The sequence below is a fragment of the Streptosporangium sp. NPDC049248 genome (assembly GCF_040678965.1).
GTDB classification, from domain to species: domain Bacteria; phylum Actinomycetota; class Actinomycetes; order Streptosporangiales; family Streptosporangiaceae; genus Streptosporangium; species Streptosporangium fukuiense.
In genome coordinates this window covers 126284-152058 of record NZ_JBFAQY010000010.1, presented here as the reverse complement: position 1 = coordinate 152058, position 25775 = coordinate 126284, and the positions used below count along the sequence as shown (strand labels likewise).

Sequence of the window (25775 nt, the reverse complement as noted above, 5' to 3'; positions counted from 1 at the left end):
CCGGTGAACCGAGGACGTGGTGGACTGCGGACGTAGGAGGTCACGATATGGGGTGACTGTGATGACCCACAATGTTGTGATCTTCCAGGGACGGCGTGATTCCGTCCGGCGCTGCTGAGCCGCCGAATGGAACGATGCAAACGACCGTGCGGGCCGGTAAATGTGCGACAGGGGTATTCGGACCACTGAAACCGATGTTCCAGTCATATCTGGAGCTCCAGGTTCTGGTCACCGCTTCACCAGGAATACGCATTTATTGAGCTGTGTTCGCTTGGCCCCATAGGTCGAGATGTGCTCGAATTGCCGGGAACCGCGGGAAATTCGACCAGGGGTTCATCCACCGAGAGGCAGCGTTCGGTGAGCACACAGCGGATCCAAGACGCGGGCAGCGGCCTACGCCCGCGGAACTGGCGGGTGCGACGGCGCCTTGTCGCGCTCATCCTGGTGCCCACGATCGCCGCGGTGCTGCTCGGCGGGGTCCAGGTGTTCGCCTCGATGAGCGCCTCGGACGACTACCGGCGGATCAACGACCTCGCCCGGCTCTCCGGCCACGTCGGCGCGCTCACCCACGAACTGGCCGAGGAACGTGACCACACCGCCTGGTTCATCGCCCTCGGCCGCCCCGCGAGCGGGGTGGAGAACGTGCGGGCCCAGATGGACCTGGTCGACGGTGCCGTGACACGCGTTCGCGAGAGCGGCGCCCTGCTCGGCGGGGAGGTGAGCGGCCGTACCCGGGACGAGGTCGAGACCGCGATCACCCGCCTGGACGACCTCCCCCCGCTGCGTACCCAGGCCCTGGGGCCGACGCTGCTGCCCGACGCGGTCATCGCCGCCTACAGCCTGGTCATCGCCGATCTGATCTCCCTCCACGACGAGCTCGGCAAGGGCACCGCCGACGACGTCCTGTTCGGCCAGGCCCTGACCCTGGACGCGCTCGCCCGCGCCAAGGAGGCGGTCTCGTTCCAGCGGGCGCTGCTGACCGTGGTGCTGGTGGCGGGGCGGTTCGAGCAGGAGCAGATGGAGTGGTTCCTCGGCGCGCTCTCCACGGAGCGCAACGAGAGGAGGACCTTCGCCGCCGAGGCCGGAAGCCGGGACCGCCGCCTCTTCGACGAGACGGTCAACGGCCGCACCGCCGACCGCGCGGAGTTCCTCCGCGAGCTGGTCCTGCTCCGTGCGGCCTCCGGCACCTCGCTGAAGGGGCTGGACCTGGCGGAGAAGGACGACGCCAAGGAGTGGTACGACGCGGCCACCGTCGTCGTCGACCACATGCGCGGGGTCGAGGAACGGCACGCCCGGGACATCGTGGTACGCAGCCAGCAGCTCGGTGACGCCGAGCAGAGCCACGCCCTGATGGTCGCCATGGCCGTCGTCACCCTGCTGGCGCTCGTGCTGGTGATCACCATCTGGGTGGCGCGCTCGCTGGTCAGCCCGCTGCGGCGGTTGCGCGGGGAGGCACTGGAGGTCGCCGGGGAGCGGCTGCCCGCCTATGTCCAGCGGGTCCGCGAGTCGCGTGAGGGGGAGGTCGTCGCGGACGTGCCGCCGATCGGGGTGCTCTCCCGGGACGAGATCGGCGAGGTCGCCAGGGCGTTCGACGAGGTGCTCAGGGAGGCGGTGCGGCTGGCCGGCGACGAGGCCAAGCTGCGCAACACGGTGAACGCGATGTTCGTCAACCTCTCCCGGCGGAGTCAGAGCCTGGTGGAACGCCAGCTCAGCCTGGTCGAGCGGCTGGAGCGCGGCGAGCGCGACGACCAGCGGCTGGCGGATCTGTTCAAGCTCGACCACCTCGCCACCCGCATGCGCCGCAACAGCGAGAACCTGCTCGTCCTCGCCGGGCAGGAGGTGGCGCGGCGCTGGAGGCAGCCTGTCGAGCTGATGGACGTGGTCAGGGCGTCGCTGTCGGAGGTGGAGAACTACGAGCGGGTGACGAACCGGGTCCGGGCGGAGGTCGCCGTCGCGGGCCCCGCGGTGAGCGACGTGGTCCACCTGCTGGCCGAGTTGGTGGAGAACGCCGTCTCGTTCTCGCAGACGAACACCAGGGTCACGGTGTCCAGCAGCCGGATCGAGGGGGGAGGCGTGATGGTCTCGGTGACCGACCAGGGCATCGGCATGACGCTCGACGAGCTCTCCCAGGCCAACTGGCGGCTGGCCAACCCGCAGGCCGCCGACGCCTCGGTCGCCCGCCACATGGGTCTGTTCGTGGTCGGCCGCCTCGCGCTCAAGCACGGCATCCGCGTCCAGCTCCGCCCCCAGGGGGCCGGCCTGACCGCGATGGTCCTCCTCCCGGAGACACTCCTCGTCACACCGCCCCCGGCGCCCCAGCAGGCCGGTTACCCGCGGCTCCCCGCCGCCTTCCCCAAGGGCGTCGTGCCCCTCGCCGGCCCGTCGTTCCCGCAGGCTCCCGGTGCCGAGGGCCTGCCCCCGAGGGTTCCCCTGCTCGCGGCGCCCACCGCGCAGACGTGGCCCGCACCCGCGTGGGACGGGCGGGCGGACGAGGGCGCGCCGAGCGTGTGGAGCCCGCCCCCGGAACGGTCCCGCCCGCGTGGGGAGTTCCCGGAGCCGCACCCCGACCCGCTCGGCCCCCTCCTCCGTCCGGCCCGGGCGGACGAGACAGGGCCGCCGGCGAAGCAGGACGACTTCCTGCCGATCTTCGCCTCGGTCGAGTCCGCCTGGTTCAGGATCGCCGCCTCCCGGGATCCCGGCGAGGCCACGGGCGACCCCGTCCCGGAGAGCCCTCGCAACGAGCCCGAGCCGTGGTCCTCTCCCGGTGACGGGGGCTGGCAGGCCGCCCAGGCGGCGAGCGCGCCCGCACACGGCGGCACGACCGACGCCGGCCTGCCCAAACGCACCCCCAGGGCGAACCTGGTGCCCGGCTCGGTGGCGCCGCCCGCCCGGTCTCGGCCGAACCCGGAACCGGGGCCGGGGCCGGGGCCGCGCCCGGGACCGGGCGCGGCCGAGCGGCTCCGTGACCGGATGTCGAGCTTCCAGCAGGGCGTGCTCAGGGCGCGCAACGAGCTCCCGAACCGGGACCGATAGCCGTGCGGGCCGACGACTCCGACGGTGGGCGGGACGGGCGCTTCGGGTACGAGCCGGAGTACGGCGAACCGGTCGAGGAGGAGAGCTCGCTGGTCCGGATGTACGCCGTGACCGGAGGGCGGATCGTGCCGAGCGCCAAGCTCGCCATGGAGGCGATGGTCTCGACCTCGACCCCGGCTCGGCTCGGCCTGTCCTACATCCGGGAGTACCGCCTCATCAGCGATCTGTGCCGCCGGATCCGCTCGGTCGCGGAGATCTCCGCCCTGCTCGGCGTCCCTCTCGGGGTGACCCGCGTCCTGGTCTCCGACATGGAGTCCGAGGGCCTGGTGCGGATCCACCGTCCCAAGGTCGACGCTGCGGGTCCCGGTCCCGACCTCCTCGAACGCGTCCTCAGCGGCCTCGACCAGATCTGAGGCCCGCCGGGGGTCGGCCGGGGGTCAGCTCTGGGCGAGCCACCACCTGGCGGCGACCAGCTCGGCCACCAGGGTCTCGGTCAGGAGTGCCACGTCGGGGTCGTCGTCGTGGCGGTAGCGGACGGCGGCCTTGGCGCCGGGAAGGTCGCCGCCGACGGCCAGGACCGTGGAGCCGCGCTGCCGGATCCAGTCCATGGCCTGCTCGTCGTAGCGAGAGCCGGGGAACAGGATGGCGCGGTAGTCCAGGGTCTTGGTGAGGTAGACGTCCACGTGGGCCCAGTCGCCGGTCTCGCACGCGTCGGCCGCCCTGCGCGGTCCCTCCCGGAACATCAGGGCCGACTGCTCGGCGGAGGACAGGTGTTCGGCGGGGGCGATCGTGTAGACGCCGTGCGGGCCGTCGAGCAGTGCCGCCGCCGGCTCCAGCCACTCGTCGCGGCGCTCCAGCAGGTCGGCGGTGGCCTCGGCCGTACGGCGGAGCAGCGCGGGTGAGTCCCCGCCGGAGGCGGTGAGGCGGTTTCCGAGCGCCAGGAGCAGGGCGAGGGTGTGCTGGAAGGTCCGGCAGGCCACGCCGCCGCGCTCCTCGCCGGCCAGCATCGGGACCACCAGGTCGGCGCCCTCGGTGACCGGCGAGCCCGGCGCGTTGGTCAGTGCGAGGACGAAGGAGCGACCGCGTACGCGGGCGACCGCGTCGAGGGTCTCCCTGCTGCCGCCGGTGGCGGAGATGGCGACCACCAGGGTGTCCGGGCTCGGCGGGTAGCTCAGGGCGGCGGAGGCGTACTCGGCCACCGCGTCCACTCCGGCGGCCCGCAGGCGCAGCGCGGCCACCCGGGCGGCGTACCGGGAGCTGCCCATACCGAGGAAGACCACCCGCCGGATCCGGGAGGGGATTCCGGAAAACGGGTCGTCGGCCTCCAGGGCGCTCGCCAGGCCGGTCAGCGCGGCGGGCTTGGCCTCCAGATCGGCGAGGTACAGCTCGGGAATCACGTGCTCTCCTTCATCGGGTTCACCGGTCACCGGTAACGGGACCGCAGTACGCCCATCGGGGCGTAGCGCCAGCGGGGGAGATGCCGGGCGGCGTAGACGAGCTCGCGGCACTCCTGTTCGATCTCGAACGGGCGCAGCAGGGAACGGTCCAAAAGCTCGGCGTGGCCCAGTTCGGCCAGGCGGTCCGAGTAGGCCGACTCCAGGGTGGCGCGGGCCGCGAGGGCCCACTCGGCGATCATCGCCGGATCGGCGTCGCGGCGCCTGATCGCGACCTGGCCGACGTGTTCGAGGCTCGTGGTGAGCTGGGCGAGGTCGCGGGCGGCGGGCTGGAGGGGGGCGGCGTCCGCGACGGTCGGGTTGCCGTCGAAGTCGATCACGGCGTACCCGTCCCGCCAGCGGAGCAGCTGGCCGACGTGCAGGTCGCCGTGGATGCGGATCAGCGGGGTGGCGCCCGCGGCGGCCAGCGGAGCCAGGTCGGCGCGGAGCGCGCCGGCGTGGGCCGCGAGCCACTCGCCGTCCTCGCCGTCGGTCAGCGCCAGCGCCTCCTCCAGCGCCTCGCCGGCCCGCGGCGACCACGGGCCCTCCGCCGTGCGTACCGGGTCGGGGAAGGTCGCCGACGGGGTCGCCATCGCCGCGTGCAGGTCGGCCGAGAGGGCGCCCAGGTCGGCGGCGAAGGAGGTGCCGAAGGAGACGGCCTCGTCCACGCACCACTCCCAGCCGTCCCTCGCCTCGGGAAGGTAGGCGGTGACGAGGGCGAGCAGCGTCTCGGAGCCGTCGTCCGCGCGCCGGGAGAGGGCCGCGTAGGGCGTGGCGGTCGCGGTGAAGCCGACCGAGGTCAGGTGCGCGAACATGTCGGGCGCGGGCGCCGGGAGTGGTACGGGCGGGGTGAGCCACTTGACGACGACCCGTTCGCCGACGACCACGGAGTGGTTGGTCTGGTCGACGTCGAAGCCGCGCTCACCCGTCCCGACGGCTCCGTCGATCCATGACAATTGAGTGTCGGTTGAGATAAATGTGGCGGCCGGGGAGGGAAGCGGATGGAACCGGCGCACCCTGAAGGGGGATGGATCCACGCTGGTCAGAGCATCGAGGAGCGCGCTGCTCCGTCCGTCGCCGGCTCGGGGAACCGTGTCGAGCCGGTTCCAGATTGAAGCTGGATTTAACAAACGGACCCAACTTTCCGGGGGTGATGTCGTGGGAAGTCTTGCTCAAGATAATGTTGACTGCAACACTCCTGCTTTGGTCTGCCGTGTCCCCAACGGCCGGTCTACCCCACTTACACTGAATTCTGAAGGAGTAGCGGCCGTGTCCCGCACTCGGTACCCCCGTAATCTTCCGGCTGTCGCCCTGGCCGCCGGCCTCGCGCTCGCAGTCTCGGCATGTGGCGGGGAGGCCGCGGACACCGCCGCGCCCGCCGCCAGCGCCTCGTCGGCGCAGCTCAACCCGAACGCCGACCTCTCCAAGCAGAGCATCACCATCTCCGTCTGGGACGGCTACACGCCCAAGGAACTGGCCACCGAGGTCAAGGAGAAGCTCAAGACCGAGCTCAAGGTCACCCTGCACGACACCAACGAAGTGATCATGGCGAAGCTCACCGGCGGCGCCGACACCGGTCTCGACGTGGCCTTCGTCTCCGGTCAGTACGCCCAGGCCCTCAACGAGGCCGGCCTGCTCGAGCCGCTCCACCCCGAGCTCATCCCGAACCTGGCGAACCTCTACCCCGAGGCCAAGGAACTCTCCTACGACAAGGGCAACGTCTTCTCGGTCCCCTACACCTGGGGCACCACCGGTATCTGCTACCGGACCGACCTGGTGAAGACCGCCCCGACGAGTTGGAACGATCTCCTCAACCCGCCGGAGGAAGCGGTCAAGAAGGTCACCATGATGACCACCGAGCGCTGGCTGGCCCTGCCCGCCATCAAGGCGCTCGGCTACTCGGTCAACACCAAAAGCGACGAGGAGATCGCCAAGGTCAAGGAGGCGCTGCTGAAGGCCAAGCCGAAGCTGCTCGCCTACGACGACACCACCTTCGGCGAGAGGCTCAAGACCGGCGAGGCCGTGATGGTCGAGGCGTGGGACGGCTGGTGCCCGACCACCGAGAAGAACATCAAGTTCGTGGTGCCCAAGGAGGGCAGCGATCTGTGGGTGGACACCATGGTCGTGTTGAAGTCCTCCAAGAACAAGGAGGCGGCACACGCCTTCATCAACTACATCCTGGACCCGAAGGTGCACGGCTGGGCCGCGGAGAACATCCTCTACAAGGTCCCGAACAAGGCCGCGATGGACGCGATGAACGCCGAGCTCAAGGCCGCCAACGCGCCGCTGCAGATGAGCCCGTCCGACCTGCTCAAGGGTGAGTCGATCATCGACCTGGGTGAGGACTCGCTGAAGTTCACCAGGCTCGCGACCGAGGTCGCGGCCCAGCAGTGACACGCTCCACCGCTTCCGGCGCGTCCGTGCGATCACGGGCGCGCCGATCGCGTGCCCTGGGAAGGCTCGTCTTCCTGGGGCCCGGACTGACATACCTGATCGTCCTGCTGCTGATCCCGCTGGCGTTGCTCATCAGCTTCACGGTGTTCCGCAGGGGCCGCTTCGGCGGCGTGGTCTACGAGCCGACGGGCGAGAACTTCACCCGCCTGCTCGACCCCCTCTATCTCGACGTGCTGGTCGGCTCGCTGAAGCTGGCCGCGATCGCCACGCTGATCGCCCTGCTGGTCGGCTACCCGACGGCCTACCTGATCGCCCAGCTGCCGCGGAAGTGGAAGACGATCGCGCTGGTCGCGGTCGTGCTGCCGTTCTGGACCAACTTCCTGGTGCGCATCTACGCCTGGATCGTCCTGCTGAGCGGTCCCGGGCTGGTCAACACCACCCTGATGGACCTGGGACTGATCGACAAGCCGCTGGAACTGCTCTACAACCAGGGCACGATCGTCACCGGCCTGGTGTACTCCTACCTGCCGCTGATGGTCCTGCCGTTGTACGCGGCGATCGAGAAGCTGGACCCGCAGCTCCGCGAGGCGTCGGCCAACCTCGGCGCCGGACCCGTCCGCACGTTCGCCTCGGTGACGCTGCCGCTGACCCTGCCGGGCGTGCTCACCGGTTGCCTGTTCGTGTTCGTACCGAGCTTCGGCAACTTCATCATCCCCGAGCTGCTCGGCGGTGGCCGTTCCATCATGGTCGGCAACCTGATCAGGGACCAGTTCCTCAAGGCACGCGACTGGCCGTTCGGGTCCACCCTCGCACTGGCGCTGATCGCCGTGCTGATCGTCCTGCTGCTGGCGCAGGCATGGAGTGCCCGACGTGCGTAGACCCCGACTGCTGTACGTCCCCTTCTGGGCGACCTACGTCTTCCTCTACGCGCCGATCGTCGTGCTCGTCGTGATGTCCTTCAACTCCGGTGAGTCCCCCTACGTCTACGAGGGCTTCGGCCTGAAGTGGTACGGCGCGCTCGCCGAGAACGCCGCGATCCGTGAGGGCCTGGTCAACACTCTGATCGTCGCGGTGGGCTCCACGGTGCTGGCCACGGTGCTCGGCACCCTGCTGGCCGTGGGCCTGGCCCGCCACACCAGATCGCGGGCGCTCGACGCGCTCGGCGTGCTGCCGGCCGTGCTGCCCGACCTGGTGCTGGGCATCGGCCTGCTGGTGTTCTACGCCATGATCAAGTCGACGCTCGGGCTGCACTCGGTGCTGCTGGCGCACACGGTGTTCGGCATGGCGTTCGTGACCGCGGTGGTCCGCACCCGGCTCACCCACGCCGACACCTCCCTGGAGGAGGCGTCCAGGGACCTGGGCGCGACGCCGTTCACCACGTTCGTCCGGATCACCCTGCCGCAGCTGGCGCCGGGCATCCTGGCCGGCGCGCTGCTCGCGTTCACCCTCTCGATCGACGAGTTCGTCATCGCGTTCTTCACGGCGGCGCCCACCACGCCGACCCTGCCCATCGTCATCTACTCAATGGTCCGCTTCGGGGTCACCCCCGAGATCAACGCCCTGGCCACGCTGCTGCTGCTCGTGAGCTTCACCGCGGTGATCGTGACCCAGCGGATGACCCGACTGACGGAGTCGCTGTCCTAATGCTGAAGATCACCGGTGTCAGCCGTCGGTTCGGTGACGTCACGGCGCTGTCGGACGTCTCCCTGGAGATCCGGCAGGGCGAGTTCTTCGCGTTGCTCGGTCCCAGCGGCTGCGGTAAGACGACACTGCTGCGGATCCTGGCGGGCTTCGAGTCGCCCGACGAGGGCACCGTCACGCTCGACGGCGACGACCTGCTCGGCCGGGCGGCCCACCGCCGCCCGGTCAACCTGATGTTCCAGTCGTACGCGCTCTTCCCGCACATGACCGTGGCCAAGAACGTCGCGTACGGCCTGGAGCGGGAGAAGCTGGGCAGGGCGGAGATCCGCCGCCGGGTCGACGAGGTCCTGGAGAAGGTCGGGCTGGCGGCCATGGCCGGGCGCAAACCGCAGCAGCTCTCCGGCGGTCAGCGCCAGCGGGTCGCGCTGGCCCGCGCGATCGTCAAGCGGCCGCGCCTGCTGCTGCTGGACGAGCCGCTGTCCGCGCTGGACAAGAAGGTACGCGCGGAGATGCAGCTGGAGCTCAAGCGACTCCAGAACGAGGTCGGCATCACCTTCGTCGTGGTCACCCACGACCAGGAGGAGGCCATGTCGCTGGCCGACAGGATCGCGGTCTTCAACGCCGGCGGGGTCGAGCAGGTGGACGCCCCGGTGGAGCTGTACGAGCACCCGCGCACGCCGTTCGTCGCCGGCTTCGTGGGGGCCAACAACATCTTCGAGGGCAGGGCCTGCTCGGTCGGCCTGGCCGCCGAGGAGCTCGGCATCCTTCCCGGGAACTCGGGCCTGCCCGATGGCACGTCCGCGTTGCTCGCCGTACGGCCGGAGCGGATCAGGCTGGACGACCAGGGCAAGGGCGTGCTGAGCGGCGAGGTGGTCGACGTGAGCTTCTACGGCGGCATCTCGCACGTGTCGGTACAGGTGAGCGGGCGCCGGCAGCCCGTGCTGGTGGCCACCCAGGGGGCCACCCAGGTCCAGACGGGGTCTGAGGTGGCGCTCGGCTGGGCGGAGGGGGACGGAGTGCTGATCCCTCAATGAGACGAGTTGAGCGGGTGGTTCGTCGCGGTCCTGGCGTAGTCGAGGATGAGTTCCGCCGCCTCCTGCGGGCCGATCACCGGGTGGCGGGCCGTTATGCGATAGCCGTACGCATCCTCGAGCGCGACCAGGTTGCGGGCGATGAGCAGGGAGTCGCCCGACAGCGTGAAGGTCTCCAACGCGGCCCCGGTGTCCAGGATGCTCTGGTAGAGCGAGACCTGGCGATCGTAGAGGGTGGTCAGCAGCAGGGCGTACATCCTGTTGCGGGGCGCGGCTCCGCCGAGCTCGTTGAGCAGCCGGACGTCCGGGTCGTCCGGACCGTGCGGCAGCCCCGAGCGGACGGTCACGACAAGCTTCTCCGCGGGGTCACGCATGCCTTTGATCCGCTTGAGCCGCTGCTCGTAGAAGCGCTCCATCCCGGCGTGGTGGGCGTCGACCAGCAGTTCGCTGAGACGCGGGTAGTGATACAGGACGGCCCCGGAGGTGAGCCCGGCCTCCTCCGCGACATGGTTGAGGTGCACTCCCTCGGTGCCGTGCCGGATGATCGCCCGATGTGCGGCCGCGATGAGATCCAGGCGCCGGTCCGCCCGTCCCTTGCGCGTCATATTCCCCCGCTCATTGAAAACCACGCTCTGTGCCGGGGTCCATAGTGACCGTTTTCCAGGTTTTTTGCTAGCCGAGAATTTCACCATTCTTCAAAAGCCGCAACCTCTAGACGTAAGGAGGCGTGATGTCCCTCACGATCCTGTTCATGCCGGAGAGCGCCTACGGGCCGACGAACAACTGCATCGGCATCGGTGACATTCTTCGTAAGCGTGGGCATAGAGTCGTTTTCGCAGCTGAGGCCTCCTGGAAGGGGAAATTGGAGGCCCTCGGATTCGAGGAGGACCTGGTCGATCTCGCGCCGCCGACCGAAGAGGAACAGGACCCCGGGCAGTTCTGGAAGGACTTCATCAGGGACACCGCGCCGGAATACCGGAAGTCGACTCTGGAGCAGCTGGAGACGGTCACCAAGCCGATCTGGGAGGCGCTTATCGACGGCGCCAAGTACTGCGAGCCGCAGTTGAAGGAGATTATCGAGCGCGTCCGGCCGGACGTCATCGTCGAGGACAACGTCATCACCTTCCCGGCGCTGCTGACGGCGGGCAAGCCGTTCGTCCGGATCGTCTCCTGCAACCCGCTGGAGGTGCGCGGCGAGGGCGTCGCCCCGGTCTTCTCCGGGCTGCCCGCCGACGACCGGTCGCAGTGGGGTGCCTTCAACGCCGAGTACGACCGCACCCACCGCGAGATCTGGACCGCCTTCAACGAGTGGGTCGTCGAGCAGGGCGCCGACCCGCTGCCGGACCTGGACTTCATCCACGAGGGTGACCTCAACCTCTACGTCTTCCCCGAGATCGCCGACTACGTCGACGCCCGGCCACTGGGCGACTCCTGGCACCGCCTGGACTCCTCGGTGCGCGAGACGGACGGCGGCTTCGAGCTCCCCGCGTCGCTGGCCGACCGGGACGGCTCGCTGGTCTACTTCTCGCTGGGCTCGCTCGGCTCGGCGGACGTCGCGCTCATGCAGCGGACCATCGACGTGCTGGCCACCACCCCGTACCGCTTCATCGTCTCGATGGGTCCGCTGCACGAGGAGATCAAGCTGGCCGACAACATGTGGGGCGCCGAGTTCGTCCCGCAGACCAAGATCATTCCTATGGTCGACCTGGTCATCACGCACGGCGGCAACAACACCACCACCGAGGCGCTGCACTTCGGCAAGCCGATGATCCTGCTGCCCCTGTTCTGGGACCAGTACGACAACGCGCAGCGCGTCCACGAACTCGGCTACGGTGTGCGCCTGTCCACCTACACCTTCTCCGACGAGGAGCTGACCGGCGCGCTGGACAGGCTTCTGGGCGACGGCGCGCTCCGTGAGCGCCTGGCAGCCGCGGGCGAGGAGATCCGCGGGCGGGACGGCCTGCGCAGGGCGGCCGACCTGATCGAGCAGGCCGGGGCCTGACGGCTCTCCGCACCACCACGATGAGGGAAGTTCCATGGGCAAGTTGATCAATCCGGCGACCGGCGAGATCCTGGGGGAGGTCGCCGACACCCCGGTCGAGGAGGTGGCCGCCGCCGTGCGGCGGGCCCGCGTGGCGTTCCGGGAGTGGAGCGCCGCGACGCCGGCCGAGCGGGCCAGGGTGCTGCTGCGCTTCGCCGATCTCGTCGAGGCCGACGCCGAGGAGCTCACCCGGCTGGAGGTCATCGAGACGGGCAAGCCCGCGGCGGTCTTCCGCGACGGCGAGCTGCCGTTCGCGGCGGACAACCTCCGCTTCTTCGCCGGGGCGGCCCGCTCGCTGGACGGCACCGGTGCGGGGGTGCTCAGCTCCGGCTACACCTCGCTGCTGGTGCGTCGTCCGGTCGGTGTCGTCGGATCGATCGCCCCGTGGAACTTCCCCCTGGTCATGGCGGTGTGGAAGATCGGTCCCGCGCTCGCCGCGGGGAACGCGGTGGTCATCAAGCCCGCACCGCAGACGCCGGGCACCACGTTGCGGATGGCCGAGCTGTTCGCCCGTGCCGGCGCGCCCGAAGGGCTGCTCCAGGTGGTGCTGGGCGGTGCCGAGGTGGGCGAGGCCCTCGTCACCGACCCCGGCGTCGACATGGTGAGCGTCACGGGCTCCACCGCGACCGGCCGCGCGGTCATGCGCGGCGCCACGGGCTCCCTGAAGCGGGTCCACCTGGAGCTCGGCGGCAAGGCTCCGGCGCTGGTCTTCGGTGACGCGGACCTGTCCGAGATGGCCAGGGGCGTCGCGATGGGCGCCACCTACAACACCGGCCAGGACTGCACGGCCGCGACTCGCGTCTACATCTCCCGGGAGGTGTACGACGAGGCGGTCGAGGCGCTGCACGCGACGCTGGCGCGGATCAGTGTGGGCGACCCCTGGGATCCGGCCACCGACATCGGCCCGCTGATCTCCGAGGGGCACCGCGACCGCGTGCACGGCTTCGTGGAGCGTTCCGTCGCCGCGGGCGCCTCCGTGCTCTGCGGCGGTGCCCCGCTCGAAGGGCCCGGGTTCTACTACCCGCCCACCCTGGTTTCCGGCGCGACCCAGGACAGTGAGATCGTTCAGGGTGAACTTTTCGGTCCGGTACTGATCGCCCTGCCCTTCGACGGAGAGGACGAGGCGGTCCGGCTGGCCAACGACACCGTCTACGGGCTGGCCTCATCGGTCTGGTCCAGGGACGTGGCCAGGGCACTGCGCGTGTCGCATCGGCTCGACGTGGGCGTGACCTGGGTGAACGACCATCTGCCCATCGCCTCTGAGGCGCCGCACGGCGGGGTCAAGGGGAGCGGCTTCGGCAAGGACATGAGTCAGGAGGCGGTTGGGGAATACTCTGTGACCCGCCACCTGATGATCAAGCACCAGGCTCCGGAGGTGAAGGATTCCTTCCGGCCGGCCTGAAAACTTTGTAGCCGTATGTCCTTTTTGCGGGGATTTGTCGGCATTTACTCCATTCGAAGTGACATAAAGGATGTGCTCAAATTGCTTTCGCCGCTTCCAAATCCGGCGAGGGGTTACGTAGGCCAGTGATGACACAAGACCGCCGGAGCCACCGCGCGTCAGGGGTGGGCAGTCGACTCCTGCCGGCGAACTGGCGCGTGCGTCCCCGTCTGGTCGCGCTGATCCTGCTCCCGACCGCCGCGGCCGTCCTGCTCACCGGACTTCAGCTGACCACCGCCCTCGCCACGGCCGGCGAGTACCGCCGGATGACCGAGGTCGCCTCACTGGTCGAGTCGCTCGGCACGCTCGCCCACGAGATGGCCGAGGAGCGCGACCTCACCGCCTGGTACGCCGCCGGCGCCACGCGTTCCCGGCTCACCAAGGTCAGGGAACAGCGCGGGGTGGTCGACCGGAGCAGCAAGCAAACGCTGACCGCCATGGAGGCCCTCGACGAGTCGCAGGCGGCCCGCGTCCGTACCGAGGTCGCCCAGATCCGCCGCTGGCTCGACGGTCTCCCCGGCCTGCGCAGGCTGATGACCGACGGCAGCGTGCTGCCCCGGGCGGCCCTCGGCATGTACTCGCGGATGATCTCCGACTTCATCACCCTCCACGACGACCTGGGCCGCAGCGGCGGCGACGAGCGCCTCATCGGTGACGCGCTCGCGCTGGGCGCGCTGACCCGGGCCAAGGAGCAGGTCGCCAGGCAGCGGGGCACCCTCCTGGTCAGCTTCCTGGACGGCAAGTTCGACTTCGACGACCCCGCCGACCTGCTGGGCGCGTACCGGAGCCAGCAGAGCGAGGAGAACGCCTTCCGGGCGACCGCCTCGGCCGCCGACATCAAGCGCTTCCGCGACGTGGTCAACGGCCCCAAGATCGACCAGGCCGACTCCATGCGGGCTCTCGTCATGTCCCTCATGCGGGAGAACAAGCCGCTGGAGCGGATCGGCGGCGGCTGGCTCAGGAGCGCCGACACCTGGTACGCCGCCTCCTCCGCGATCGTGGACAACATGCGGACCGTCGAGCGCGGCCTGTCGGCCGCGGTGGTCGCCCGCAGCCAGGAGATGGAGAGCGCCGAGCAGCGCAGCGCCGCGATCTCCGGTGTCTCAATCCTGGTCCTGCTGGTCCTGATCCTGCTCATCACCGCCTGGGTGGCCGGCACGCTGGTCCGGCCGCTGCGCAAGCTGCGCAGCGAGGCGCTTGAGGTGGCCGACACCCGGCTGCCCGAGACCGTCCGGGTGCTGCGGGAGTCCGGAGACCACGCTCCGAACATCGAGGTGCCCTCCATCGGGGTGGCCTCCCGAGACGAGATCGGGGAAGTGGCCAGGGCCTTCGACGAGGTCCACCGCGAGGCCATCCGGCTGGCGGGTGACGAGGCCCGCCTGCGAAGCAACATCAACGCGATGTTCGTCAACCTCTCCCGGCGCACCCAGTCGCTGGTGGAACGCCAGATCGACCTCATCGACGACCTGGAGCAGGGTGAGCAGGACGAGGGCCGCCTCGGCAGCCTCTTCAAGCTGGACCACCTGGCCACCCGCATGCGCCGGAACTCCGAGAACCTCCTGGTCCTCGCCGGTCAGGAGCAGAGCCGCCGGTGGAGTGAGCCGGTTCCGCTCAGCGACGTCGTCCGCGCCTCGCTGTCGGAGGTGGAGAACTACGAGCGGGTGAACCTCCGGGTCGAGTCGGGCATCTCGATCATCGGCCAGGCCGTCAACGACATCGTCCACCTGGTCGCGGAGCTCGTCGAGAACGCGATCTTCTTCTCGCCGCAGGACACCAAGATCACGGTGACCAGCAACGGCAACGAGATGGGCGCCGTCATCCTGGCGGTCACCGACGCGGGCATCGGCATGAGCGACGAGGAACTGGCCGAGGCCAACCGCCGGCTGGCCGAGCCACCCGCGGTGGACCTGTCGGTCTCCCGCCGGATGGGCCTGTTCGTGGTCGGCCGCCTGGCCATGCGCCACGGGATCAGGGTCCAGCTCAGGCGCCCGGAGACCGGTGGCCTGAGCGCCGTCGTACTCCTGCCGGTGCAGGTGGTGGCCCAGGGCGCGGGGGTGCCCGAGATGGCGATGGCCGGACAGGGCGGCATGCCGTCCGGTTCCTTCGGCGGTCCCGCGAACTCGTTCTCCTCGGTGAACCCCGACCCGTTCGGCTCCACTCCGAACGCGGACCCGTTCGGGACCGGCGCCGGGCGCGGTGGCCGATCGCCGGTCGGCCTCGGGCAGCCCGCCCAGACGCCTCCCCAGGTGCCGGCACCGATGTCCGGAGATCTCTGGTCGGGGCCGGTGGTGCCCGCCTCCGCGGTGGAGGACCTGTGGTCGTCGCCGCTGGCGTCGACCCCGGCGCCGTCGTTCCCCTCGGCCTGGCCCGAGACCCCCTCGTCCGATCTGTGGACACCGCAGCGGCTGGAGCCGGTGGAGAACACCCAGGCCCTTCCCGTGGTCGAGGTCTCGCCGACGGAACCGGAGCCGGAGGAGTTCCTGCCGATCTTCGCGGCGGTGGGGTCCGACTGGTTCCGCAGCAGCACGTCCGTCGCACCCGAGCCGGAGCAGGAGGCGGAGCCCGATCCCGAGCCTGTCGCCGAGGCCAGGCCCCGGCTGCTGGAGCAGCGGGTCAGGCGGGGCCCGCAGGGACTGGAGACCCAGAACTTCCCGCAGATCTCGCACCCCACGCCGCAACCCCAGCAGCAGGGGCAGCCGCCGCAGCAGCAGGCACAGCCGCCCAGACCGGCTGCGCCCGCGGCCGACAGGCAACCGTGGAGCACCCCCTCGGACCAGGGCTGGGCGGCCGCGGAGGTCGCCAAGAAGCCGGTGGAGGGCGGCGTGACCGGATCGGGCCTTCCCAAGCGGGTGCCCAAGGCGAACCTCGTTCCCGGAGCCGCCTCGGCGGCACCGGCTGCGCCGGCCCCCCCGATGCCGCCGATGTCGGCGGATCGGGTGCGCAGCCGCCTGTCCAGTTTCCAGCAAGGCGTACGGCAGGGACGCGCTGAGATGAGCGAGCGTGCCAAGGCCGTCGAGGGAGAGAACCAGCAGTGAACAACCAACTCAGCCAGGCCGCCCGCGGCTTCAACTGGCTGATCACCGAGTTCGTCAAAGAGATGCCCGGAGTGGCGCACGCGGTGATCGTCTCCGCGGATGGGCTCCCGCTGGCCTACTCCCAGGGATTTCCCAAGGACCGGGCGGACCAGCTCGCCGCGATCACGGCCGGTCTGATCAGCCTCACCCAGGGTGCCTCACGGGTCTTCGAAGGCGGTCCTGTGGCACAGACAGTGATCGAGATGCAGCGGGGCCTCCTGCTGACCATGTCGATCAGCGATGGTTCCGCGCTGGCCGTACTGGCCTCGCCGGACTGTGACATGGGCCTGGTGGCCTACCAGATGACACTGCTCGCAGAGCGTGCCGGGCAGGCGCTTACGCCTGCGCTACGGGCCGAACTGCAGTCGGTTCAGCGATAGGGGGGTGATATGGACGCACCAGGTTGGCGTGGGCCGGGGGAGGAACCCCAGAACACGTCTCAGGCCAAGAGCGGGCGAGACCGGTTGATTCGCCCGTACGCTGTGACCGGGGGCAGGACCGCCCCCCGGATGCAGCTAGCTCTTGAGGCACTGGTCTCCTCGGCGACGTTGGCGGGAGTGGATCCCGCCACGCTCTCCACGGAATATCAGGCGATCATTTCGCTGTCCCGGCAGGTGCGCTCGGTCGCCGAGCTCTCTGCCCTGTTGCGCATGCCACTCGGCGTGACCCGGGTACTGATCGCGGACATGGCAGCCGAGGGCCTGGTGCAGATCCATCAGCCGTCGCTGGATGCGGGTAAGCCGGATCTCAATTTGCTTGAAAGGGTGCTCAGTGGGCTTCGCAGGCTCTGACGCCGGGATGACGTCGACGAAGATCGTCGTCGCCGGCGGGTTCGGTGTCGGCAAGACGACCTTTGTCGGCGCGGTCTCCGAGATCATGCCGCTGACCACGGAGGCGGTGATGACAGAGGCCAGCGCGGACGTCGACGACCTCTCGCACATCCCGACAAAGCGAACCACCACGGTCGCCATGGACTTCGGCCGGGTCTCGCTGGACCGCGACCTGATCCTGTACCTGTTCGGTACGCCGGGTCAGCACCGGTTCTGGTTCATGTGGGACGACCTCGTGAAGGGCGCGATCGGTGCGATCGTGCTCGTCGACACCCGGCGGCTGGCCGACAGCTTCCCGGCGATCGACTACTTCGAGGAGGCCGGACTACCGTTCGTCGTGGCCCTCAACGGGTTCGGCGGATCGCACATCCACGGAGAGGAGGAGGTGCGGGAGGCTCTGACGATCTCCCCGCACATCCCCGTCGTCCGGACCGACGCCCGGTCCAGGGACGCGGTGAAATCGACCTTGATCACCCTGGTCGAGCACGTCCTCACCCTCAGGGTCTGATCTCCTGACGCGGGTCTCGCCCCTTCGAAGGGGCGAGACCCGCGTCTTTTTTCCCGCGACCATCGATTTCACGATGGTCGTTTCTTTTCTGTGCGGAAAGCGGATGAAACAGCGGCGGCCGGTGACGTGAGCCTCACGTCGCCGGCCGCCGCTGTTTCGCGAGCCCGATGCCGGCCTTTACGCCGGCTCTGAATAGGCTCCTGAATAGAACTCTAGATAGGCAGGGCCTCGACAATCGAGGCGCCACCGGGCAGTTCCACCTGCCGACTGAGCCGGAAACCGGACTTGCCCAGGAGTTCGGCGTACTCGGAGGTGCTGCGTTCCATGCCCTCGCCGAAAAGGGCGAGCATTCGCATGTCGATGTCCTTACTGATGTGCGGCCTGTCGCCGTCCGGCACCACGGCCTCGACCAGGAGCACTCGGCCGTCGTCGGAGACGGCCTCCCTGACATTGCCCAGAATCCGCACCGAGTCCTCGTCGGACCAGTTGTGGATCACACTGCTCAGCAGGTAGGCGTCCGCCCCGCCGGGCACCGAGACGAAGAAGTCGCCGTCCACGAATTTGCACCGGCCTTCAAGACCGGCCTCGGCGAAGAAGTCCCTGGCCGTGCTGACCACCTGTTCCTGGTCGAACAGCACGCCGTCCAGATCTGAGTGTGCCTTCAGGACGGCGGCCAGGATGTGCCCCTTGCCGCCGGCCACGTCCACCAGGATCCGCACCCCGGAGAAGTCGTAGCGGGAGGCCACGGCGTCCGCGAACGGCTGGGCCCTGACCGTCATGTAGTCGTTGAACAGCGCGCCGGCCCCGGGGTTGGCCCTCAGATAGCCGTAGAGGTGCCCGTGCCGTTCGACGAAGCCCGACCTGCCGGTGCGCACGGTCTGCGGGACCATGCCCATGCCGTACCAGAAGCCCTCCTCGGAGATCATCCGTATGGCGGGGCGGAGCGAGCCGGGCAGGTCGGCGCGGAGGGTGGCACCCGCCTCGGTCAGCTCGTAGGTGCCGGGCGCCGTGGTCGCGACCATGCCCATGGCGGCGAGCTGGCGGAGCACCCTGCCGAGCGCGGAGGCGTCGGCGCCGCAGCGCAGTGCGAGCTCGTCAACGCTCAGGGCGCCGTCTCGCAGGTGGTCGGCGCAGCCCAGTTCGGCCATCGTGGCCAGGGCGGCGAAACGGGAGACGCCACCGATCGCATCCCAGACCGGTGCCTGTGGGTGGCTCATGGAAATCCTCTCTGCGATGTGCGGTCCCGAGGGAGGACCACCACGCTTCGGCGGACGTTTTGAAGAGGGCTTCAGGAGGTCGAGGGCGACGGGCTCCGCATGCCGCGCACCAGGCGGCCGACCTCGGCGCGCAGGTGCACGAAGTCGGGGTGCTCGCGGGTGGTGATCTGGTCGCGCGGTCCCGGCAGGTCCACGCGCAGGTCACCGACGATCCCGGCGGGGGCCTTGGACAGGACCACGACGCGGTCACCGACGTAGACGCTCTCGTCGATGTCGTGGGTGATCAGCACGATGGTCATGTTGTGCAGGTTGCGGACCCGCAGGGTCAGGTCCTCTAGGTCCTCACGGGTCTGGGCGTCCACGGAGCCGAAGGGTTCGTCCATCAGCAGCAGGGCCGGGCGGTAGGCCAGGGCGCGGGCGATGGACACCCTCTGCTGCATGCCCCCGGAAAGTTGCCACGGGTACTTGGCCGCGGCGCCGTCCAGGCCGACCTCCTCCAGGGCCTCCATCGCCGCCTGTCCGCGTTGCCGCTTGTCCATTCCCTTACGGCGCAGTGGGAGCGAGACGTTGTCGACCACCGACATCCAGGGGAACAGGGAGCGGCTGTAGTCCTGGAAGACCACGGCCAGGTTGTCGGGGGTCTGCTCGACCTGGGCGCCGTTGAGCGTGACCTGGCCGCCGCTGGGCCGTAGCAGTCCCGCGATGGAGCGCAGCAGTGTGGACTTGCCGCATCCGGAGGGGCCGACGATGCACACCAGTTCACCCTGGGCGACCTTCAGGTTGATGCCGCCCAGCGCGTTGTGGGCGCTCGGCCCGCTGCCGTAGGTGTGGGACAGATTCGTGATCTCAAGCACAGCAGGTCCTCAGGTCGTCTGCTTGGCGGAGCGGTGCCAGGACAGGACACGTCGCTCGGCCGCCAGGAACGCCGAGTTGAACACGTATCCCAGGATGCCGAGCACCACGATGGTTCCCCACACGCCGGAGAAGTCGTATGACCTCTGGGCGTCCAGAAGCTGGAAGCCGATCCCGTCGGTGCTGCCGACCAGTTCGGAGAGCACCATGAGGATCAGCGCCAGTGACAGGCTGACCCGGAGCCCGGCGAAGATCTTCGGCATGGCCGAGGGCAGGATGATCCGGAACAGCCGCTCACCGCTCGACAGCCCGAAGACCCTGGCGGTGTCCAGGTGCTGGCGGTCGACCTGCCGCGCCCCCTCGGAGGCGTTGATCAGGATCGGCCAGACGATGCCGAACGCGATGAAGCTGATCTGCATCCGGGGGCCGATGGCCAGCAGCGCCATGAAGAAGGTGAGCAGCATGGGCGGCGGGATGGCGCGGGCGAACTGCACCAGGGGGTCGATGAAACGGAAGAGCAGCGGGGAGCGGCCCAGGGCGACCCCGAGGACGATCCCGACGACCCCGGCCAGCACCCATCCGGCCAGCAGCCGGCCGATGCTCACCGGGATGTTCGTCAGCGCCGCGTCGGTCAGCCAGAGCCGCTCCGCGGGGCCGGTCAGCCACATCGTGTACATGCTGGTCGCGATCTGCGACGGCGGCGGGAAGCTCAGCATCTCGATGCCGCGGGTGATCAGCTCCCACAGCAACAGCACGACGGGCACCGGCCACAGCCGGACCACGCCGCGCAGCAGGCCGTTCATCAGACCACCTCCGTACGGGCGGTGTGCCAGCGGAAGATCCGCCGTTCCGCGAGCACGAACAGGCCGTTGGTGATCACGCCGATGATCCCGGCCCAGATGGCGGCGGCGATGATGTACTCCACCGCGTCCGCGCTGCCGCCGCTCTCCAGGACGTAACTGCCGATGCCCTGGGCGCCGCCGCCGAGCAGTTCCGCGCTGATCGCCACGATGAGCGCGATCGCCGACGCCAGCCGGACACCGGTGGCGATGAAGGGCGCCGTGCTCGGCAGGGAGACGCGCCACAGCACGGCCGACTTCCCGAACCCGAAGCTGCGGAGCGTCTCCTTGGCGAGCGGGTCGACGTCCTTGAGGCCGTACATCGTGTTGATCAGCACGGGCCAGGTCGCCGCGTAGACGATCAGGGTGACCTTCATGTCGAACCTGTCGGAGAACACGGCGAGCGCCAGCGGGATCAACGCGATCGACGGAATCGGGCGCAGGAACTCGAGGATCGGCCGGAGCGCGCTCTCCACCCGGGGCAGGCTGCCGAGCAGGAATCCGGCGGGTACGGCGAGCGCGACCGTGAGCAGCAGTCCAAGAGCCCAGGCCCCGAGGGTCGAGGCGACGTCGGAGAGGAACTCGCCGTCGGTCACGAGTGCGGTTGCTCGACCCAGCACTGTGGAGGCCAGCGGGAAAACGAGCGGATCGATCAACCCGGTCCGGCCCGCGACCTCCATGACGCAGAACAGCCCTGCGACGCCGAGGGCGCCACAGAGCAGTCTGTTGTCGAGCGGGTTGTGCCGTGTCACCCGAGGTTGCCGGGAAGGAGGGTCTTGGCCTGGATCGGGCTCTTCAGGTAACCCTGCTCGACCATCAGATCGGCGACCCGCTGCAGGCGGGTCTCGTCAAGGCTGGTCGGGAAGGATCCGAGGGTGATCACGGCGGCGGTCGCAGCGTCGATCTTGGTGTAGGTCGGCAGGATCTGCTCGACGGCCTTGCGGTCGGTGGCGGAGATCTGCTGGGCCTTGGCGATCGCCCGCTGGAAGGCGGCGACGGTCTTGGGGTTCTCGGTGGCGAAGCTCTCCATGACGACCACACCGGCGATGGGGAAGTCCGCCGTGGAGTCGACCATCGTGTCGGCGAGCTTCTGGGCGCCGAGGTTCTTCTGCACCGCGGTCAGGGCCGGCTCGGTCATCCAGGCCGCGTCGACGACCTTGTTGGCCAGCTGGGCGCCCATCTCGGGGAAGGGGAACTCCAGGAACTGCACGTCGGCCTCGGTGAGGCCGTGCGTCTTGAGCACCGAGGTCACCGCCAGGGTGCCGATGTTCTTCTTGCTGTTGACCGCGATCTTCTTGCCCTTGAGGTCGGCGGGCGTCTTGATCGAGGAGTCCTTGGGCACCATGAGGTTGAACGAGTTCGGCGCGGCCTGGTAGAGGTCTGAGATGATCTTCATCTTGTTGCCGGCCGCGACGGCGAGGAAGGCCGAGACGTAGTTGGTCTGGGTGGCGTCCAGAGACCCGCCGATGAGGGACTGCTGGGCCTGGGCTCCGCCGACCACCGGTTCGATGGTGACGGTGAGTCCCTCGTCCTTGAAGTAGCCCTTGTCCTTGGCGATGTAGAGCGCGGCCGAGTCGGGGATCGGCAGCGCGCCGATCTTGATCTGAGTCTTCTCCAGACCATCCGCGTTCGCGGCGGTGGTGTCAGTGGACTTGTCGGAACCTCCGCAGGCGCTCAGCACCAGGGCGGCGGTGACTCCTGCGATGACGGCCCGGCTCGCAAGTGTGAACCTCATGGGTCTCCTTAGCTGCATTAGCTGCATTTGACCGCCCCTGCCGGAACTCGCGGTGACTCATCGGGCGACATGAAGGGGGTCCCGGGAGGCATGTTGGTCAAGGGGGGGTTTGCCGACCGCGGATCAGAGTAGCGGAGTAGATCAGTCAAATTACAAATATCACCCCTTTCGCCCCTATCGCCCCGAAGCTACAAAGCAGGCATACGCCACCCAGTTGCCACACCCGTAACAATCAACAGATAGATCCGCATAGCGGGCATAAGCAAAGATGTCAATAAATCTGTTTCGCAACTTTGTGGAAGTTTGTGGTTACGGGGCGGAGAGTCATCGCCCGATTACGGACGTGGTGTGCCCGTTCGGTGGGAAATGTGAGTTATGTGCTGTTGGCCGAACTCATCCGGCTGTGCTCCAATAACCCCTACCCCATGGATGCGTCGGCGTCACTCGCACATCATTGCGTGACGCGATCCCCTCCAAGCAGACGATCCGAGGAGAGGCAGCGGAGGCCAGTGAGGACAGCGTCAATCCCCAGCGAACGCGAATCCGGGCTGGCACCTGCCCTGGGATTCGACAACCAGGGGGGGCAGCCGCAGAGCGGCCCGGGCCAGGACCGGGACGATTCCGGCTCCGAGAGGTCTGCGAGGAACGGCGGCAAGCTCGCGCTCAAGAACTGGCGGGTGAGATCGCGACTGATCGCGCTCATCGTCATCCCCACGGCCGCCGCGATCGTGCTGGGCGGCCTGCGGGTCACCACCTCGATCAGCAGCGCCGCCGAGTACGAGCGCGTGCGTACCACCGCCGAACTCACCGCGGGCCTGAGCCGCCTGGTCGACGAGCTGCAGATCGAGCGTGACCTGTCGGCCCGGTACGTGGCACAGGGCCGGCTGAGCACCGGCAAGTCGAATCTGCGCAAGCAGTACGAAAGCGTCGATGGCGTCGCCGGCGAGGTGCGCACCCGCATCAACGGCATCATCAACGACAGCGGCGTCATCGAGTCGTTCGGGGCTCGGAGCAGGAATGAGCTCACGCAGATCCGCAGCCGCATCGACGAGCTCAAGAGCCTGCGTGACGCGGCGACGGCCACCCAGCTACCGGCCCAGCCCACGATCGCCGCGTACTCCCGTACCATCACGGACCTGCTCGCCCTGCACGACGAGATCATTCAGGGCGTCGCGGACCAGGAGATCACCGCCAGTGCGGTCGCGTTCGCCGCGCTGGCCAGGGCCAAGGAGCAGGCCTCCAGGGAGCGGGCGAACCTCGCCATCGCCCTCGCCGTCAGGGGGTTCAGCGCGGAAGGCCTGAACGCCATGCTGGCCGCCCGGGCGCAGTTCGACAGCGAGCTCGCGACCTTCCGCTCCGAGGCCTCGGTCGCCCAGCGCCAGCTCTACGACGACACGGTCAGCAGCCAGAAGAAGGACCGCGCGGCGGCCCTGCGCGCCCGCGCCATCTTCCTGGCCCTCAACGGCCAGCCACTGAGGAACGTCGACGTCTCCAGGACCGGACTCGGTGACCAGACGACGTGGTTCGACGCCTCCAGCGACATCATCGAGCGCATGCGCACGGTTGAGGAGCAGGTCGCCGACACCCTCATCACGCAGAGCCGGGTCCTGCAGGAGTCGGAGCAGCGCGGGGCGCTGATCGCCGCCGGGTTGAGCGTGCTGCTGCTCATCTTCGTCCTGATCGTCACCGCGGTCATGGCGCGGTCGCTGGTCAGGCCGCTGCGCAGGCTCCGTACCGAGGCGCTGTCCATCGCCGGTCAGCGTCTCCCCGAGACCGTCCAGAGTATGCGTGAGAGCGGCGAGGTCTCGACCACGGACATCACCCCGATCGGTGTCGCCTCCGACGACGAGATCGGTGAGGTGGCCCGGGCCTTCGACGAGGTCCACCGCGAGGCCGTGCGACTGGCGGGCCAGGAGGCCACGCTGCGGAGCAACGTCAACTCGATGTTCGTCAACCTCTCCCGGCGCAGCCAGACCCTGGTGGAGCGCCAGCTCTCCCTCATCGAGAGCCTGGAGCAGGGCGAGCAGGACGAGGGCCGGCTCGGCAGCCTCTTCCGCCTCGACCACCTCGCCACCCGCATGCGCCGCAACTCGGAGAACCTCCTGGTCCTCGCCGGTCAGGAGCCCGCCCGCCGGTGGAGCCAGCCGGTCCCGCTCATCGACGTGGTCCGCGCCTCGCTGTCGGAGGTCGAGAACTACGAGCGGGTCGACCTGCAGCTGTCCGCGGGCGTGGCCGTGGCCGGAACCTCCGTCAACGACGTCGTCCACCTGATCGCGGAGCTGGTGGAGAACGCGATCTCCTTCTCCCCCAGGGAGACCAAGGTCATCGTCTCCAGCAACCGCATCGACGGCGGCGGCGTGATGGTCTCGGTGACCGACATCGGCATCGGCATGACCGCCGAGGAACTCGCCCAGGCCAACTGGCGACTGGCCAACCCGCCGGTGGTGGACGTCTCGGTCTCCCGCCGGATGGGCCTGTTCGTGGTCGGCCGCCTTGCCCTGCGGCACGGCATCCGAGTCCAGCTCAGGCAGCAGGACAGCGGCGGCCTGACCGCCATGGTCCTGCTCCCGGAGAACCTGCTCGCCGTCACCGCCCGCCCGGGAGGCGGTCCCGGTGCCATGCCGCAGAGCGGAGACTGGGCCGGGTCCATGGCCTCCATGGACCGCCCGCCCGTGCTGGCCAGCCCCGCGGCTCCCCAGATGCCGTCCTTCGCCTCGTTCGAGGCCGCCCACCAGAACTCGTTCGCCTCCTTCGACCTGGGGCAGCAGTTCAACTCCTTCGAGGCCTCGCAGCCTCCCTTCGGCGGTGGCCAGTTCGGGCAGGCACCCGTCGACACCCCATGGCCGGGACAGCTTCCGCCGCCCGGCGCCACCCCCGGTCACGGCTGGCCGGACGCCTCCCAGCCCGACCCCGTCGCGTGGCACCAGGGTCAGGGCACCCCGTCCAGGAACGACGCCGGAACGTGGTCGGGGGGATCGGGCGCGCCCGCGCGCGGTGACGCCCCCGTCTGGCCCGGCGGACAGAACAGGGACGGCGGCTCCGACGTCTGGTCGAGCTCCTCGTTCCGCGGCGGCGACTCCGGAGGCTGGCCGTCCAGCGGCAACTCCGGCCCGTTCGGGCGACGCCCGTTCGACGCGGCGGACAACACCGGCCCGCTGCCGGTGATCCCCGCCTCCTCGCCCATGGAAGAGGCGAAGGAGGAGTTCCTGCCGATCTTCGCGGCCGTCGAGTCCGACTGGTTCAAGAAGGTCGAGCCGGTCCAGGCCGCCGAGGAACGGGGCGAGGAGGTCGAGGCGGCCCAGCCGTCCCAGGCCGTTCAGGAGACCGTCCAGCTCTCACAGCAGGCCGCCGCCCCCCCGCAGGGGAACGGTTGGTCGTCACCCGCCGACGTGGGCTGGCAGGCGGCCAAGGCCGCCAGCGAGCCCTCACTCGGCGGGATCACCGGTTCCGGGCTGCCCAAGCGGGTGCCCAAGGCGAACCTGGTGCCCGGCACGGCCGCGCCCGACCTGGGCGCGGCTCCCCAAACTCCCGCGCTCCGGCCGACGGTCTCCCCGGAGGCGGTGCGCAACAGGCTGGCCAGCTTCCAGCAGGGCGTACGGCAGGGCCGCGCGGCCGCCAGGGGCGGAGCCGCGGACGGACGGCCGTATCCCGACTTCGGACGGGACGTTGAAGGAAACAAGGAGGACCGGTGAGCGAGCTCATCATG

Annotated in this window: 21 protein-coding genes; 13 read left to right on the top strand and 8 right to left on the bottom strand. The window is 69.2% G+C overall.

Annotated features, from left to right (window positions below):
• The first annotated feature begins 414 nt into the window (after positions 1-414).
• Both AB0K21_RS20315 and AB0K21_RS20310 read left to right on the top strand, forming a co-directional pair.
• Positions 415-3033, top strand: coding sequence for a nitrate- and nitrite sensing domain-containing protein (locus AB0K21_RS20315; protein ID WP_364151866.1), 2619 nt, complete (start codon positions 415-417; stop codon positions 3031-3033).
• Positions 3034-3035: 2 nt separating this feature from the next.
• Positions 3036-3446, top strand: coding sequence for a DUF742 domain-containing protein (locus AB0K21_RS20310; protein ID WP_343971992.1), 411 nt, complete (start codon positions 3036-3038; stop codon positions 3444-3446).
• Positions 3447-3470: 24 nt separating this feature from the next.
• Here the strand turns inward: AB0K21_RS20310 and AB0K21_RS20305 are convergent, their stop codons facing one another.
• Positions 3471-4430: an SIS domain-containing protein gene (locus AB0K21_RS20305; protein ID WP_343971989.1), complete on the bottom strand. Its 960-nt coding sequence runs from the start codon at positions 4428-4430 to the stop codon at positions 3471-3473.
• A 26-nt stretch (positions 4431-4456) separates the two neighbouring features.
• Positions 4457-5422 (bottom strand): hypothetical protein, encoded by a 966-nt coding sequence (locus AB0K21_RS20300; RefSeq protein WP_343971986.1) that lies wholly within the window; start codon positions 5420-5422, stop codon positions 4457-4459.
• Positions 5423-5735: 313 nt separating this feature from the next.
• Here AB0K21_RS20300 and AB0K21_RS20295 point away from each other — a divergent pair, with 313 nt between their 5' ends.
• From AB0K21_RS20295 to AB0K21_RS20280, 4 genes are read left to right on the top strand one after another with little or no spacing between them, the layout of a single operon-like run.
• Positions 5736-6860 carry a spermidine/putrescine ABC transporter substrate-binding protein gene (locus AB0K21_RS20295; RefSeq protein ID WP_343971983.1) on the top strand — a complete coding sequence of 375 codons (1125 nt, stop codon included), beginning with the start codon at positions 5736-5738 and terminating at the stop codon, positions 6858-6860.
• A 26-nt stretch (positions 6861-6886) separates the two neighbouring features.
• Positions 6887-7738, top strand: a complete 852-nt coding sequence (locus tag AB0K21_RS20290; protein WP_343971980.1) for an ABC transporter permease — start codon at positions 6887-6889, stop codon at positions 7736-7738.
• Positions 7731-8504: an ABC transporter permease gene (locus AB0K21_RS20285; protein WP_364151859.1), complete on the top strand. Its 774-nt coding sequence runs from the start codon at positions 7731-7733 to the stop codon at positions 8502-8504. The genes AB0K21_RS20290 and AB0K21_RS20285 overlap by 8 nt, the downstream gene beginning before the upstream one ends.
• Positions 8504-9535, top strand: a complete 1032-nt coding sequence (locus tag AB0K21_RS20280; RefSeq protein ID WP_343971974.1) for an ABC transporter ATP-binding protein — start codon at positions 8504-8506, stop codon at positions 9533-9535. The genes AB0K21_RS20285 and AB0K21_RS20280 overlap by 1 nt, the downstream gene beginning before the upstream one ends.
• Here the strand turns inward: AB0K21_RS20280 and AB0K21_RS20275 are convergent.
• The gene (locus tag AB0K21_RS20275) at positions 9529-10137 is read right to left on the bottom strand and encodes a TetR family transcriptional regulator (RefSeq protein WP_343971971.1); all 609 of its coding nucleotides are present in this window, start codon (positions 10135-10137) and stop codon (positions 9529-9531) included. The genes AB0K21_RS20280 and AB0K21_RS20275 overlap by 7 nt on opposite strands.
• A 125-nt stretch (positions 10138-10262) precedes the next feature.
• On the opposite strand from AB0K21_RS20275, the gene AB0K21_RS20270 reads away from it, so the two are divergent.
• From AB0K21_RS20270 to AB0K21_RS20245, 6 genes are all read left to right on the top strand, one after another.
• The gene (locus AB0K21_RS20270) at positions 10263-11534 is read left to right on the top strand and encodes a glycosyltransferase (RefSeq protein WP_343971968.1); all 1272 of its coding nucleotides are present in this window, start codon (positions 10263-10265) and stop codon (positions 11532-11534) included.
• A gap of 34 nt (positions 11535-11568) precedes the next feature.
• On the top strand, positions 11569-12975 hold the full coding sequence (locus AB0K21_RS20265) for an aminobutyraldehyde dehydrogenase (protein WP_343971965.1): 1407 nt from the start codon (positions 11569-11571) through the stop codon (positions 12973-12975).
• 197 nt (positions 12976-13172) lie between these two features.
• Positions 13173-16049 carry a nitrate- and nitrite sensing domain-containing protein gene (locus AB0K21_RS20260; protein WP_364151854.1) on the top strand — a complete coding sequence of 959 codons (2877 nt, stop codon included), beginning with the start codon at positions 13173-13175 and terminating at the stop codon, positions 16047-16049.
• A complete protein-coding gene (locus AB0K21_RS20255; RefSeq protein ID WP_030906232.1) occupies positions 16046-16468 on the top strand; it encodes a roadblock/LC7 domain-containing protein in 423 nt (140 codons plus the stop codon). The genes AB0K21_RS20260 and AB0K21_RS20255 overlap by 4 nt, the downstream gene beginning before the upstream one ends.
• Before the next feature lie 9 nt (positions 16469-16477).
• Positions 16478-16879, top strand: coding sequence for a DUF742 domain-containing protein (locus tag AB0K21_RS20250; protein ID WP_084195143.1), 402 nt, complete (start codon positions 16478-16480; stop codon positions 16877-16879).
• Between the two features lie 7 nt (positions 16880-16886).
• Entirely contained in the window at positions 16887-17426 is a 540-nt protein-coding gene (locus AB0K21_RS20245; protein ID WP_343971950.1) for an ATP/GTP-binding protein, read from the top strand.
• A 212-nt stretch (positions 17427-17638) separates the two neighbouring features.
• Here the strand turns inward: AB0K21_RS20245 and AB0K21_RS20240 are convergent, their stop codons facing one another.
• From AB0K21_RS20240 to AB0K21_RS20220, 5 genes are all read right to left on the bottom strand, one after another.
• Positions 17639-18643 carry a methyltransferase gene (locus AB0K21_RS20240; protein WP_364151849.1) on the bottom strand — a complete coding sequence of 335 codons (1005 nt, stop codon included), beginning with the start codon at positions 18641-18643 and terminating at the stop codon, positions 17639-17641.
• Positions 18644-18714: 71 nt separating this feature from the next.
• Positions 18715-19497, bottom strand: coding sequence for an ABC transporter ATP-binding protein (locus AB0K21_RS20235; RefSeq protein WP_343971944.1), 783 nt, complete (start codon positions 19495-19497; stop codon positions 18715-18717).
• Positions 19498-19506: 9 nt separating this feature from the next.
• Positions 19507-20298 carry an ABC transporter permease gene (locus AB0K21_RS20230; protein ID WP_343971941.1) on the bottom strand — a complete coding sequence of 264 codons (792 nt, stop codon included), beginning with the start codon at positions 20296-20298 and terminating at the stop codon, positions 19507-19509.
• Positions 20298-21086: an ABC transporter permease subunit gene (locus AB0K21_RS20225; protein WP_343971938.1), complete on the bottom strand. Its 789-nt coding sequence runs from the start codon at positions 21084-21086 to the stop codon at positions 20298-20300. The genes AB0K21_RS20230 and AB0K21_RS20225 overlap by 1 nt, the downstream gene beginning before the upstream one ends.
• Positions 21083-22069, bottom strand: coding sequence for an ABC transporter substrate-binding protein (locus AB0K21_RS20220; protein ID WP_343971935.1), 987 nt, complete (start codon positions 22067-22069; stop codon positions 21083-21085). The genes AB0K21_RS20225 and AB0K21_RS20220 overlap by 4 nt, the downstream gene beginning before the upstream one ends.
• A 509-nt stretch (positions 22070-22578) precedes the next feature.
• On the opposite strand from AB0K21_RS20220, the gene AB0K21_RS20215 reads away from it, so the two are divergent.
• Positions 22579-25761 (top strand): nitrate- and nitrite sensing domain-containing protein, encoded by a 3183-nt coding sequence (locus tag AB0K21_RS20215; protein WP_343971932.1) that lies wholly within the window; start codon positions 22579-22581, stop codon positions 25759-25761.
• The last annotated feature ends 14 nt before the right edge of the window (positions 25762-25775 follow it).

Excerpts from the sequence above, each read along its gene's own strand:
- AB0K21_RS20275 (WP_343971971.1), bottom strand. The coding sequence starts at position 10,137 with ATGACGCGCAAGGGACGGGCGGACCGGCGCCTGGATCTCATCGCGGCC.
- AB0K21_RS20220 (WP_343971935.1), bottom strand. The coding sequence starts at position 22,069 with ATGAGGTTCACACTTGCGAGCCGGGCCGTCATCGCAGGAGTCACCGCC.
- AB0K21_RS20245 (WP_343971950.1), top strand. The coding sequence starts at position 16,887 with ATGACGTCGACGAAGATCGTCGTCGCCGGCGGGTTCGGTGTCGGCAAG.
- AB0K21_RS20280 (WP_343971974.1), top strand. The coding sequence starts at position 8,504 with ATGCTGAAGATCACCGGTGTCAGCCGTCGGTTCGGTGACGTCACGGCG.
- AB0K21_RS20230 (WP_343971941.1), bottom strand. The coding sequence starts at position 20,298 with ATGAACGGCCTGCTGCGCGGCGTGGTCCGGCTGTGGCCGGTGCCCGTC.
- AB0K21_RS20265 (WP_343971965.1), top strand. The coding sequence starts at position 11,569 with ATGGGCAAGTTGATCAATCCGGCGACCGGCGAGATCCTGGGGGAGGTC.
- AB0K21_RS20240 (WP_364151849.1), bottom strand. The coding sequence starts at position 18,643 with ATGAGCCACCCACAGGCACCGGTCTGGGATGCGATCGGTGGCGTCTCC.
- AB0K21_RS20250 (WP_084195143.1), top strand. The coding sequence starts at position 16,478 with ATGGACGCACCAGGTTGGCGTGGGCCGGGGGAGGAACCCCAGAACACG.
- AB0K21_RS20270 (WP_343971968.1), top strand. The coding sequence starts at position 10,263 with ATGTCCCTCACGATCCTGTTCATGCCGGAGAGCGCCTACGGGCCGACG.